General features: G+C 51.4%; 10 protein-coding genes. 7 read left to right on the plus strand and 3 right to left on the minus strand.

The features are described 5' to 3' along the window. Positions 1-28: 28 nt before the first annotated feature. The 3 genes from CXIVA_RS09910 to CXIVA_RS09920 all read left to right on the plus strand — a co-directional run bounded on the left by CXIVA_RS09910 (position 29) and on the right by CXIVA_RS09920 (position 2,949). On the plus strand, positions 29-1,039 hold the full coding sequence (locus CXIVA_RS09910) for an ABC transporter substrate-binding protein (protein ID WP_013977891.1): 1,011 nt from the start codon (positions 29-31) through the stop codon (positions 1,037-1,039). A gap of 180 nt (positions 1,040-1,219) precedes the next feature. Then, positions 1,220-2,161, plus strand: coding sequence for an ABC transporter permease (locus CXIVA_RS09915; protein WP_013977892.1), 942 nt, complete (start codon positions 1,220-1,222; stop codon positions 2,159-2,161). Then, positions 2,155-2,949 (plus strand): ABC transporter ATP-binding protein, encoded by a 795-nt coding sequence (locus tag CXIVA_RS09920; protein ID WP_013977893.1) that lies wholly within the window; start codon positions 2,155-2,157, stop codon positions 2,947-2,949. Before CXIVA_RS09915 ends, CXIVA_RS09920 begins: the two co-directional genes overlap by 7 nt. A gap of 172 nt (positions 2,950-3,121) precedes the next feature. Here the strand turns inward: CXIVA_RS09920 and CXIVA_RS09925 are convergent, their stop codons facing one another. Continuing rightward, on the minus strand, positions 3,122-3,955 hold the full coding sequence (locus CXIVA_RS09925; RefSeq protein ID WP_013977894.1) for a hypothetical protein: 834 nt from the start codon (positions 3,953-3,955) through the stop codon (positions 3,122-3,124). A gap of 30 nt (positions 3,956-3,985) precedes the next feature. After that, complete coding sequence (locus tag CXIVA_RS09930; protein WP_013977895.1) at positions 3,986-4,849, minus strand: DegV family protein; 864 nt, start codon at positions 4,847-4,849, stop codon at positions 3,986-3,988. Positions 4,850-5,165: 316 nt separating this feature from the next. Between CXIVA_RS09930 and secA the strand changes: the two genes are divergently transcribed. The 4 genes from secA to CXIVA_RS09950 all read left to right on the plus strand — a co-directional run bounded on the left by secA (position 5,166) and on the right by CXIVA_RS09950 (position 11,589). After that, positions 5,166-7,739: a preprotein translocase subunit SecA gene (gene secA / locus CXIVA_RS09935; protein WP_013977896.1), complete on the plus strand. Its 2,574-nt coding sequence runs from the start codon at positions 5,166-5,168 to the stop codon at positions 7,737-7,739. Between the two features lie 344 nt (positions 7,740-8,083). After that, positions 8,084-9,274 (plus strand): cysteine desulfurase NifS, encoded by a 1,191-nt coding sequence (gene nifS, locus CXIVA_RS09940; RefSeq protein WP_013977897.1) that lies wholly within the window; start codon positions 8,084-8,086, stop codon positions 9,272-9,274. Further along, positions 9,261-9,707 carry a Fe-S cluster assembly scaffold protein NifU gene (gene nifU / locus CXIVA_RS09945; RefSeq protein WP_013977898.1) on the plus strand — a complete coding sequence of 149 codons (447 nt, stop codon included), beginning with the start codon at positions 9,261-9,263 and terminating at the stop codon, positions 9,705-9,707. Before nifS ends, nifU begins: the two co-directional genes overlap by 14 nt. A 283-nt stretch (positions 9,708-9,990) precedes the next feature. Further along, positions 9,991-11,589 (plus strand): helix-turn-helix domain-containing protein, encoded by a 1,599-nt coding sequence (locus tag CXIVA_RS09950; protein WP_013977899.1) that lies wholly within the window; start codon positions 9,991-9,993, stop codon positions 11,587-11,589. Between the two features lie 12 nt (positions 11,590-11,601). Here CXIVA_RS09950 and CXIVA_RS13515 read toward each other — a convergent pair whose 3' ends face one another. Further along, positions 11,602-13,509, minus strand: a complete 1,908-nt coding sequence (locus CXIVA_RS13515; protein WP_013977900.1) for a sensor histidine kinase — start codon at positions 13,507-13,509, stop codon at positions 11,602-11,604. Positions 13,510-13,563 lie beyond the last annotated feature (54 nt).

The raw sequence follows: 13,563 nt of genomic DNA on the forward strand, positions 1-13,563 counted from the left end.
AAAGAAAACAGGAGAGAGGACACAGGAAATGAAGAAAAGAATCATTACCATTGCGTTAACAGCGGCTATGGCAGCCGGTCTGGCAGCCTGCGGCAGCAGCGGCACAGGCAGTTCTTCCACAGGCGGATCCGCGGGGGCTGAGGGTTCCGCGAAAGCGGAGACCACCGGCAAACATTACACCATCGGAATTGACCAGTCCCTGGAGCACCAGTCTCTGGACAAGGCCACCAAGGGGTTTGAAGCAGCGGTCAACAAGAAATTCGGCAAAGACAATGTTACCATTGACCTGCAGAATGCCCAGAATGAAGCGGCTAACAACGCCACCATCTGCAACGGATTTGTATCCAGCAAGGTGGACCTGATTCTGGCCAACGCCACACCGGCGCTGCAGGCAGCATCTCAGGCCACTGCGGATATTCCGGTACTCGGCACATCCGTTACCGATTACGGCGAGGCACTGGGCATCGATGATTTCAGCGGCAAGACCGGCACCAATGTATCCGGCACTTCCGATCTGGCACCCATCGACCAGCAGGAGCACATCTTCAAGGAACTGCTTCCGGATGCCAAAAACATCGCGATTCTGTACTGCTCCGCAGAGCCGAACTCCATCGTACAGGCCAAGAGCTTTGAAAAATATGCCAAAAAAGACGGATTCCAGGTAAAAGTATACACAGCGGCAGATTCCAACGAGATCCAGTCCGTTACCACCAAGGCATGCCAGGAGTGTGACGCGCTTTATATCCCGACAGACAATACCTTTGCGGCAGCTATTGAGACAGTGAAAAATGTAGTGAAGCCGGCAAAGAAACCTCTGGTAACCGGATGGGGAGATGTGGATGCAGGCATCGCGGCAGTGTCCATTGATTATTACGAACTGGGATACCAGACCGGCGAAATGGCCTATGAGATTCTGGCCAACGGAAAGAAGCCGGGCGATATGGAAGTGCAGACGGCCAAATCCACACAGAAGACTTATAATAAAGAACTCTGTAAGGAACTGGGCATCAAGGTTCCGGATGGATACACAGCAGCTTAAAGACAGCAGACACATGATATCCCCTTTGCAGGGGGGCAGGAAAACGGGCAGCGGAGAAATCCACTGTCCGTTTTCCTGTATTTTTTCGTGATTTCTATACAAAAATCAGGACAAATCATCTATAATAAAGTTTAGACTGTCAATGGCAGTCGGATTAAAAAGTAGATAGGAGAAAGAATCGTGATTGTTGGAGCATTATTTCAGAACCTCAGTCTGCTGTCTTTGCTGAGTTCCCTGCCGGGGGCCTTCGCACAGGGACTGATCTGGGGGATTGTCGGCTTGGGCGTATATATCAGTTACAAGGTACTGGATATTCCCGATCTGACGGTTGACGGGAGTCTGGCCACAGGAGGCGCGGTGGCGGTTATGTGCATTCTGCACGGATGTCCGCCGGCGGTTTCGCTGGTCATTGCATTTATTTCGGGACTGGCAGCAGGTCTGCTGACCGGTTTCTTTCATACCACACTGGGGATTCCGGATATTCTGGCAGGAATTCTGTCACAGATCGCCCTGTATTCCATTAACTTAAACATCATGGGCCGATCCAACCAGGCAGTCAGTGTCGATATGTACCGTCTGGTGGTTTCCCTGCGCCATATTCCGCATGCGCTGGTGGTATCCATCCTCTTTATCATTGTCATCATGATTCTGGTTTACTGCTTTATGGGAACAGAATTCGGATGCGCGCTGCGTTCCACCGGATGCAATAAAAACATGTCCCGGGCCCAGGGCGTGAATACCAATGTGGCCATTCTCGTGGGACTGATGCTGTCCAACGGCTTGGTGGGACTGGCCGGCGGCCTGCTGGCACAGTACCAGGGCAACGCGGACGTCAACATGGGCCGCGGCGCCATTGTCATCGGCCTGGCCGCAGTCATCATCGGACTGGTCTTAGGCGAGGCGATTTTCGGCAAACGCCTGAATTTTATCGGAAAGATGGCATTCGTGGTAATCGGCGCGGTGATTTACTATCTGGTAATTACCGTTGTGTTATGGCTGGGTCTGCCGTCCAATGACATGAAGCTGTTCTCTGCAATTATTGTAGCGGTGTTCCTTGCGGTACCGTATCTGAGCGGCAAGAAGAAAGCCTCATTCAAGAAAGCGGGGAAAAACAAATGTTAAAAATCGAACACGTCTGCAAGACATTTAATAAAGGAACCATAAACGAAAAAGCAGCTCTGAAAGATCTGAACCTGGAACTGGAAAAAGGTGATTTTGTTACCGTCATCGGCGGAAACGGAGCCGGCAAATCCACCATGCTGAATATGATCGCCGGTGTCTATCCGGTGGATGAGGGAAGGATTCTCATTGACGGCACGGATATCACCGGCCAGCCGGATTACCGGCGGGCGGCATATCTGGGACGGGTGTTCCAGGATCCGATGATGGGGACAGCAGCAGATATGGAACTGCAGGAAAATCTGGCCATGGCATACCGGAGAGGCCACAGACGGGGACTTCGCTGGGGAATTTCCGCAAAAGAGAAAAAGATCTACCGGGAGCACCTGGCTTCTCTGGGACTGGGATTGGAGGACCGTATGACGACAAAAGTGGGCCTTCTGTCCGGAGGACAGCGGCAGGCAGTGACTTTGCTGATGGCTACGCTGCAGCAGCCGAAGGTGCTGCTTCTGGATGAACATACCGCAGCGCTGGATCCGAAGACCGCTTCCAAGGTGCTGGGGCTGACCGAGAGCATCATCGGGGAAAACAACCTGACTTCCCTGATGGTGACCCACAATATGCGGGATGCCATCCGGCTGGGCAACCGCCTGATTATGATGAATGAAGGTCATATTATCTATGACGTCAAAGGGGAAGAAAAGAAAGGCCTGCAGGTTTCCGAACTTCTGAAAAAATTCGAAGAAGCCAGCGGAAGCGAACTGGCCAATGACCGTATGATCCTAAACTGACCGCAGGATTCAGGGACGAACCGGCCGGAAACAGGGCAGAAGGCGCTGACCCGAAACGAAGCGGAAGAAATCAATCGGAGATGAGCCGGCCGGGAGTACAGCAGGAACAAACCGGCCGGAAACAAACCGGCCGGGAAGGAAAAGAAGGTCACTGCATGCAGGAAAGCGGAATTCAGACAGATTCGATCTCTGCCAGCCGGACAAGAAGATCCATGGCCTTATCCATCAACAGTTCGTCCCGGATGGCTTCGGCGTCTTCGTCATCGGTATCTTCGTCCAGAAATTCGGCCGCTTCCTCTTCGCTGACGGTGAGACCTTCCAGTCGGGCCACTTCATGGAGAATCAGCTGGGAGCGGATGCTTTCTTCCGCTTTTTCCCTGTATTTTTTCTCCAGGCCTTCTTCGGTCTGCCCGGTGCGTTTCAGATAATCCGGGAGTTCCAGGTGAGAGGAACGGATCCGATAGAGAAAATCCTGATACAGTTCATCGGCAATGGCATCCCGCAGTTCGGGATCTACGGAGAGCTCCGAACGGGAGGCGATGATGCGGATCAGCGCGCGGCAGATCTGGTCATAGATTTTGTCGTCTTTGTAGGACTGCAGTTCGTCCCGGATGGCTTCCTCCCATTCCCGGAGCGTATCATAGGAAGAAAAGTCCCGGGCGAAGCTGTCATCCATCGGCTGAAGGCAGCGGAGGACAGGCCGTCTGCGCCCGGCGATCCGGGCGCTGGTATAGGTGCCCGCGAGATCAGACACACAGGTATCTGAAAGATCGGCGGGAGCCGGAGCGGCATCGGAAGCAGCCGCTGTCTCCTGCAGCGGATCCGGGGACAGGGCGGAAGCGTCCGCCGACAGTCTGGCCGGATGTCCTTCCGGCCAGGAGCTGTCTTCGATCAGGTCAATCTGATTCAGATGCTGCTGTTTCAGCAGTACGCGCTGCACCTCATCCAGAGTAACGGTGAGGTGCTTTATTTTCAGGTGAATGTGTTTATAGTCTCCCAGTTTCATAGTTCCTCCTATCGTGTCTGCGCGGGACGGTCAGTCTGCCAGTGTGCCGGCCAGGCCGATGGCACCTCTGCCGCTGTGGCATGAGATCACACCGCCGGTCATCACATATTCGCAGGATTCAAATCCGGACGCGTATGCGAATTCCTTCATATAATCCAGTATACTCTGATCCAGACCTTTGGAAAACATCAGATAGAGGCAGTCTCGCTTCAGATTGTATTTTTCTGTAAAATCACTGAGAAATCTGCGGGCAACCCGGGCCATGGAGCCCCGGTATTTCTTTGTAGTGATCAGGCGTCCATCCGGATCGATCTCAATGAGCGGCTTTAAGTTCAGAAGTGTCGCTCCCAGATACTGGGCATTGGACACCCGGCCGCCGGCTTTCAGATATTCCAGGGTACCGGGAATAAAGTGACAGACGGTGCGGTCGGCCAGGGCCTGGATCTGTGCCGCAAGGGCCCCGTAATCGGAAACGGTGTCTTTCTGCTGCTGGATGAGCTTCCAGGTATTGACCAGATGGGCAGTGCAGCCGCCGGAGACGCTTTTGGTATCGATTAGGTAGATATCCTCAAACTTCCGGATGGCGTGGCTGCAGTTGGAATAAGTGGAAGAGGCAGTCGAGGAGTAGGCGAGATGGTAAATGACGCATCCCGGATGTTCCTGCCGGATCCGGGTGAAAAATTCCTGATATTCCGTAGTATTGACGGCAGAAGTGGTCGGCACTTTGCCGGTGGTTTCGTAGTATTCGTAGATCTTTTCGACGGGAAGCAGGCCGTCCGGGTGGCTTTCGGAGTTCAGGATCACATGCATGGGAATGACCTGGAAGCCGTAACGGCTGATGAGTGCCTGCGGAAGATCAGATCCGCTTTCTGTGCTGATAATGATGTCTTTCATGTAGTTTGTATTTCCCCTTTATCTGTTACACACTTATGTGCTGTTCTGGTTCAAATTGTACTCTACCGACCCGTGTAATGCAAGATATTCAGCAATTTGCTTTCCGGTGTGGAATTTCCTTTCCTTCACAGATTGTTTACAAATCGTTCATTGAATTGCTTTGTAATGCTTTCGGAAAAGTGATAAAATATTTAACTGTCGTAGTGAAAATAAGAATACTGCGGAGGATTGCGCGCATTGCCGCCGGCAGACGGCGGAAGAAGAGACAGGAAACGGCGCGCGGGAGTTCTCCGGATGAACAGGAGTATAGACGCCTATGGGAATGATGGAAAAAATATTCGGCACCCACAGCCAGCATGAGCTGCGCCGCGTGACGCCGATTGTGAAAAAAATTGTGGCGCTGCGGCCGCAGTTTGTGGAACTGACGGATGAGCAGCTGAAGGCAAAGACACCGGAATTCAAAAACCGTCTGGAAAATGGAGAATCCCTGGATGATATTCTGCCGGAAGCATTTGCGACCGTAAGGGAAGCCTCCCGCCGGGTGCTTGGCATGGAGCATTTTCCGGTGCAGCTCACCGGCGGAATCGTTCTGCATCAGGGCCGTATCGCGGAGATGAAGACCGGTGAAGGAAAAACCCTGGTATCCACGGCGCCGGCTTATCTGAATGCCCTGACCGGAAAAGGCGTACATATCGTTACCGTCAATGACTACCTGGCGAAACGAGATGCGGAATGGATGGGCAAAGTACACGAATTTCTGGGACTGTCCGTTGGCGTGATCCTTAATGATATGGACAATGATGCCCGCCGGGAAGCCTATGGGTGTGACATTACCTACGTTACGAACAACGAACTGGGTTTTGATTACCTGCGGGACAATATGGTGATCTACAAAGAGCAGCTGGTACAGCGGGATTTGGCCTTTGCCATCATCGATGAGGTGGATTCGGTGCTGATCGATGAGGCGCGGACGCCGCTGATTATTTCCGGTCAGAGCGGCAAATCCACCAAACTTTACGAAGCCTGTGATATCCTTGCCCGTCAGATGGAGCGGGGCGAGGCCAGCCAGGAATTCTCCAAAATGGATGCCATTATGGGAATCGAGGTGGAGGAGACCGGTGATTACATCGTCAATGAGAAGGACAAGGTCGTGAACCTTACCCAGGACGGTGTGAAAAAAGTCGAGAACTTCTTTAAAATCAAAAACCTGGCAGACCCGGAAAACCTGGAAATCCAGCACAACATCATCCTTGCGCTGCGGGCCCACAGTCTGATGCACAAAGATCAGGACTATGTGGTAAAAGATGATGAAATCCTGATTGTGGATGAGTTCACCGGACGTATCATGCCGGGCCGGCGATACTCCGACGGCCTGCATCAGGCCATTGAAGCTAAAGAACATGTAAAAGTCAAACGGGAGAGCAAGACCCTTGCGACAATTACCTTCCAGAACTTCTTCAACAAATATGAGAAAAAAGCCGGAATGACCGGTACTGCGCTAACAGAGGAAAAAGAGTTCCGGGATATTTACGGCATGGATGTCATTGAGATCCCTACCAATAAGCCCATTGCCAGAATTGACCACCAGGACGCGGTCTATAAGACAAAAGCAGAGAAATTCAACGCGGTAGTGAAGGAAATCGTAGAGACTCATGCCACCGGCCAGCCGGTACTGGTAGGCACCATCAACATCGACACTTCCGAGCTGCTGAGCCGTATGCTGCAGAAAGAGGGAATCAAGCATAATGTCCTGAATGCCAAGTTCCACGAACTGGAGGCCCAGATCGTTTCCGAGGCCGGCGTGCATGGAGCGGTTACCATTGCCACCAACATGGCTGGACGAGGCACGGATATCAAGCTGGATGAGGAAGCCCGGGCAGCCGGGGGATTAAAGATCATCGGTACCGAGCGTCATGAGTCCAGACGTATCGACAATCAGCTGCGCGGACGTTCCGGCCGTCAGGGAGACCCGGGAGAATCCCGTTTTTACATTTCCCTGGAAGACGACCTGATGCGACTGTTCGGATCGGAAAAACTGATCAATATGTTCAATGCGCTGGGTGTGCCGGAAGGCGAGCAGATTGAACACAAGATGCTGTCAAAGGCCATCGAAAACGCACAGAAGAAGATCGAAGGCAACAACTTCGGTATCCGTAAGAATCTGCTGGATTACGATCAGGTCATGAACGATCAGCGAGAGATCATCTATTCCGAACGCCGGCGTGTACTGGACGGCGAGAGCATGCGGAGTGCCATCTACAAGATGATCACCGACCGCGTGGAAAGTACAGTGGATACGGTGGTTCCGGATGAAAAGACCGAAGAGGGCTGGAATCTTACCGAATTGAACGAACTGCTGCTTCCGGTGATTCCGATAGCGCCGATTACCCCGGCGGATGTGGACGGCATTTCCAAAAATGAATTAAAACAGCAGATTAAGGAAAAAGCCGTCAAATTATACGAAGCCAAAGAAGCGGAATTCCCGGAACCGGAGATGATCCGGGAACTGGAACGGGTGATTCTGCTTAAGGTCATCGACCGCAAGTGGATGGACCATATCGACGATATGGAGATTCTCCGGGAGGGAATCGGCCTCCAGGCTTACGGTCAGCGGGATCCGCTGGTAGAATACAAAATGGCCGGATTTGAGATGTTTGACGACATGATCCGCAATATTAATGAAGAAACCGTCCGTCTGCTGTTCCATGTCCATGTGGAGCAGAAAGTAGAACGGGAAGAAGTGGCCAAAGTGACCGGCACAAACAAAGATACGGAAACCGGCACACCGGCGCCGAAAAGAAGAAAAGAAAAGAAAATCTATCCGAATGATCCCTGCCCCTGCGGCAGCGGCCTGAAATACAAACAGTGCCACGGACGGAAGGGCGCGTAACCTTTTCCGGAAAAACGATCCATCGGATCAAAGAGAAGGAATCAGAATCCGCCGCTGCAGGATGTCAGCCCACAGAATGGATGCTCTGTGATGGAATGGCACAGGTCGGCGGATTCTTTGAGTTTTGCCGGATTCGTGGGGAAACCTGTTGAAACAAAGAGTAAAATTATATTTTGAAAAATATTTCTGAAAATTCTCCTCAATTCCTATTGACATGGAGTGAATACGGTGCTATGATTCACACAGCTGATAAATCATATATATCCGATATGATATAAGAAATTCAGCAATGAACAGATAGACAGCAATATTCTGAGTTTGACAGATTAAGAAAGTGTGACGATATGTTAGTATATGCAGATAACGCCGCAACCACCAAGATGAGTCCGGTTGCATTAAAGGCTATGGAGGACTGCCTGGAAAATGTATACGGCAATCCCTCCAGTCTCCATACCCTTGGCCAGCAGGCTGCGGAGATTCTTCAGAAAGCAAGAGAAGATGTAGCGGAATGCCTGGGAGCCAAACCCAAAGAAATTTATTTTACTTCCGGCGGAAGTGAGGCAGATAATCAGGCGATCCGCACAGTTGCGTTAAACGGTGCGGAAAAAGGCAAGAAACACATTATTTCCACACAGTTTGAGCATCATGCCGTACTGCATACCCTGCAGAAGCTGGAGCGCGAGGGCTTTGAAGTGACTTACCTGCCGGTGCATGAAGACGGCCTGGTTCGTCCGGAGGAGCTGGAGGCAGCTATCCGTGAGGATACCGCCCTCATTACAATTATGTATGCCAACAACGAAATCGGTACGATTCAGCCGGTGAAGGAAATTGCGGAAATTGCCCACAAGCATAAAATTCTGTTCCACACCGATGCGGTACAGGCAGTCGGCCATGTACCGGTGAATGTAGCGGAAGAGGGGATTGATCTCTTATCCTTATCCGGACATAAGTTCCACGGTCCGCGGGGAATCGGCGTACTCTATGCCAGAACCGGTATTCGCCTGCGGAACCTGATTGAAGGCGGCGCCCAGGAGCGCGGCAAGCGCGCCGGCACAGAAAACCTGCCCGCGATTGTAGGCATGGCGGCAGCCATGAAAGACGCCGTTGCCCATATGGATCAGAATATGGCTTATGTATCGGGACTGCGGGATGAGCTGATCGAAGGCCTGAAGAGCATTCCCCATTCCAAAGTTAATGGAGATTTAAAGAAGCGTCTGCCCGGCAATGTCAACATGGTATTCGAAGGCATCGAAGGAGAGTCCATGCTGCTGTTGCTGGATGACAAGGGAATCGAGGCATCTTCCGGATCCGCGTGTACATCGGGATCCCTGGATCCGAGCCACGTGCTTCTTGCCATCGGCCTGCCCCATGAGGTTGCCCACGGCTCTCTGCGTCTGACACTTTCAGAGTACAACACTGAGGAGGAGGTTCAGCATATTATCCGTGAACTTCCAAAAATCGTAGCATATTTACGGGATATGTCACCTGTCTGGGATGAACTGCAGAAAGGAGAAAAGCAGTATGTTATACAGTGAGAAAGTAATGGATCATTTTCGTCACCCGAGAAATGTAGGAAAACTGGAAGATGCCAACGCAGTCGGTGAAGTAGGCAACGCAAAATGCGGCGACATCATGAAGATGTATATGAAGATCAATGATGACGGTATCGTAGAAGACGTAAAGTTCAATACTTTCGGCTGCGGTTCCGCAATTGCCTCCAGCTCTATGGCGACTGAGCTGATTAAGGGAAAAAGCATCAACGATGTGTTAAAACTGACCAACCAGGCGGTAGTAGAAGCGTTAGACGGACTTCCTCCGGTAAAAATGCACTGTTCCGTACTGGCGGAAGAAGCAGTAAAAGCAGCACTCATTGACTACTATGAGCGAAAAGGTCTGGATTATGATCACGAGGCATTAAAGATTGACGATACCGAGTATCTCCATGACGAGGTACACGGCGAAGAATAAAATGCCCCGGTCAGACAGAACCGGATTATAATTTCAGCAGAATACAGCAAAACTCCAAAAAAGATACCAAGCAGAAAGAGACTGCTGTGCCGTTATCAGCCGGTACAGCAGTCTTTTTTGATGCGCCCGGCGGCGGATAAGTGTCCTGCCCGGCGGCGGATGAGTGTTTTGACCGCCGGCGGACACGGTTGCAATGGATGCAGATACTTGCTACACTACATGAGATGGATGGATTGTATCATGATCGGCACAAAGCCGAATGATGGAAAAGAGGATGCTGACAATGTACCGACTGATGTTACTGGATGATGAGAAAGTTGTAATCCGGGGGATTCAACGGGTCTTTGACCTGGAATCCATGGGATTCGACCTGGTGGGGACCTTCAATAATCCCCTGGAGGCGATTGACGCGCTGGAAGAGCTGCAGCCGGACCTGATCATCACAGATATCAAGATGCCGCAGATGAACGGCCTGGAGTTTTCTGTCCGGGCAAAGGAGATTCTCGGTGATGTGGAAATTGTGATTTTTTCGGGATATGGAGATTTTCAGTTCGCGCAGACCGCAGTCAAAATCGGAATCAGCGACTACTTGCTGAAGCCGATCAAAAAAGCGGATTTCACCGCGATGATGCAGAGCATGTATGCCCGCATACAGGAGAAAAAAGAAAAAAGCAGTTATTTCCAGTCACTGCAGAACTATATGGATACCAACCGGGCCGAATGGAAAAACCGCCTGTTTCTGCGCGCTGCGGAAGAGGGGATCCTGGAGGACGGGGATCTGACAGAATTGAAGCGCATTCTGGAGTTCGATCCGGAGACTGCCCCGTTTCTTCTGGTTCGTTTTGATCTTCTGAAGCTTCCGAGCCGGGAAGACTACACATCGGAAGTGGGAATGATTGCCCAGAGTTTTCAGGAAGAGATGGAACGCTATGGAAACTGTGAAGAATTCGACAACGATGAAAGCATGTATTTTATCCTGATTGGTCCGGAGCCCGACAGCTTCAGGGAAATCCGGGAGACTGTGGCCGGATTCTGCGGACAGCAGCGGGAGAAAGGGTGCCGGATTCTGTATGGGATCAGTGAGATCCACTGCGGGATCCGGGAGATGTTTCAGGCTGCAACTGAGTGTCAGAATCAGATTTTTACCATTGAACTGCGGCAGTCCGAGGCAAAGGATATTCAGCAGGCCTTTGAAAAGACGCAGAATATGCCGTATGTGGAACTGGATCATCTGTTTCGGGCCATCGGCGTGTCTGACCGGGAGGGAATCCGCCGGTCGCTGGACAGCCTGTACAATTTTGAAGAAGACGCGCAGAATAAGCTGACATTGGATTATGTCACCAGCATCTCCTATCTGATTGTCATTCGCATGTATCTGATCAATAAGCGGTATGCGGACTCGGGGTTTGTGATTCCCGGTGAAATCCTGAGCGCGCGGAATATCCGCCGGCAGTATCCTTCGATGGAGGCGCAGCGTGCGCAGATGCAGAAGCTTGCAGAGGAACTGGCGGATGTGATCGCCAGCCAGCAGAGCGGTTCCGCTTCACGGTCTGTTCAGATGGCAACGGATTACATCGCCGGACATTTTCATGAAAATATCACGCTTCAGTCCGTTGCGGAGGAAACCAGTATCAGCAAGAACTATCTGAGTAACCTGTTTAAAAAAGAGATGGGCACCACCTTTCTGCGTTATGTGACCAATCTGCGTTTAAATAGGGCGAAAGAATATCTGCTGGATACGGATATGAAGCTGAATGATATCGCAAAGGCAGTAGGGTTCCATGATTATGCCTATTTTTCCCAGATTTTCAAAAAAAATACCGGGATGACGCTGTCGGCCTATCGGAAAGGCGGCGGGCAGAAGGAGCCGGCAGACAGATAAATAGGCTTTCGGTCAGACCGGCGTGGTTTTCACCGGGAGGGTGATGTGGCAGACTGTCTGGCTGCCCTGAACGCTGTAGCTGAGGCCGTAGGCTCTTCCGCAGAGAATCCGGATCCGGCGGTTGATGTTCTGGATGCCGTATCCGTCCAGCTCGAAGGTCAGAAGATTCGGGTCATCTGGGTCGTAATCCAGCAGCCGCTCCATTTTCTTTAAATCGATGCAGGTGCCGTCATTGCTGACGGTAAGATGCAGATCCCTGCCCAGAAAGACACGGATGGCAATAGTGCCGCCCCCTTCCAGGCGGTCGATGCCGTGTTTGATCCCGTTTTCCACAATCGGCTGCAGGAAAAAGCGGGGAATATACAGCTCCGGCAGATCCGCCGGGAGATCGAAGGTATAGTTCAGCCGGTCTTCATAGCGGAATTTCTGCAGGATCAGATAGCTTTTCACATACTGAAGCTCCTGGGAAAACTCGGTAAAGGAGCTGTTGTTTTTCATAAGGCTCAGCCGGAAGGTGTCTGAGAGAGCAGTGATCATGTCACTGATTTCATCTTCCCCGTGTTCCAGGGCGATCCAGTTAATGGAATCCAGGGTGTTATAGAGAAAATGGGGGCTGATCTGGCTCTGCAGCAGGGCGAGTTCCGCGTCTTTCTTTTCCAGGTCTTTTAAGTAGATCTCCTTGATCAGCAGGTTCAGACGGTTCAGCAGGCCTTCGTAAGAGCGGTACATCTGGCCGATTTCGTCGGTACGGCTCCGGTACAGATCTGACAGGGCGGCGAGGTCGGCAACCGGCGCTTCTGTCAGAATATTTTTGGCAGAAAAAGTCTCCGGTGCCGGGTTGTCCGTGGGAGAGGAACCGTCCGCGCCGGTGCCTTGCGGATCCGCGGAATTGGCGGAGGATTCCGGCGTTTCGTGATAAGAGGCATCCATGGCACGGGACAGCTGGATGATCGGCTGTGCCATATTCCGGGAAGAAAACTGGCCGATAAAAATCATGATCAGCAGAACCGCCGCGATCAGAACCCACATTTCGATCTGGAGCAGCCGGCTGCTTTCCCCTACTTCTTTGTAAGGCGTGATCATATACAGCTGATAGTCGGTGGTGGGGATTGTTTTCCGGGAAACCAGATAGTTTTCGCCGTCATAACGGACGAGCTGGTTTTTATTTTCAGAATCCAGCTGTTTTAACGCGGACTCGTAGTCTGTGCCTTTGCTGTTGCACATCATCAGATCGCCGCTTGGATTATAGACCAGGATATTGGCAGTGGAACCCCAGTCGCAGGATTCCCAGATGGAGTTCAGATAATCATTGTCCAGGTAGATCATCACATAGCCCAGACGAGTCTGGTAATCATCCATACTGTAAATGGGGCGGGCCAGGACGATGTCATTGACTTTCTGGGAGGTGTTATTGCGCACCGGGTAGTAGTTGCCCCGGTCCAGCGCGGCATGGCAGTACCAGCCGAAAGGTGCCACACCGGATACCATCTGATTGAACCACCATTTGTGCTCAATGTTGTGAAAGGTAGAAATGTCCGTGTCCGCCAGTTCGGTGGAAAACAGGGTATGGTCCGTGCCGGTGATGACAATGGAATGAATATATTCCCGTCCGGAGAGGGAATTGTTGATGTAATAGGCTGTATCCGTATCGGAAGGGTAGGTTTCGCCTTTCAGGGACTTTTTCAGATAGGATTGCACGGATGAATTGTACAGAATTTCACGGGAGAGGTTTTCCACGTCTTTGAATACATAATCCAGCTGGGTGCCAATATTGTTTGCTTCGGTTTCCTGATTTTTTAGGATTGTATCATTGGCATGCGGGACCAGGATTGCGAGAAAACCCACGATAACAACGGCGATAACCGGTATGGCAATCAGAAAAAAAGCGGCAAACAGCCGGGTCTGGAAATTCTTTTTCATGGGAGATCCTCTCTTGGCGTATTGGTTTCCTGTTTATCATACAATACGGAAAAA

Source organism: Clostridium sp. SY8519, assembly GCF_000270305.1.
Classification (GTDB): Bacteria; Bacillota; Clostridia; order Lachnospirales; family Lachnospiraceae; genus SY8519.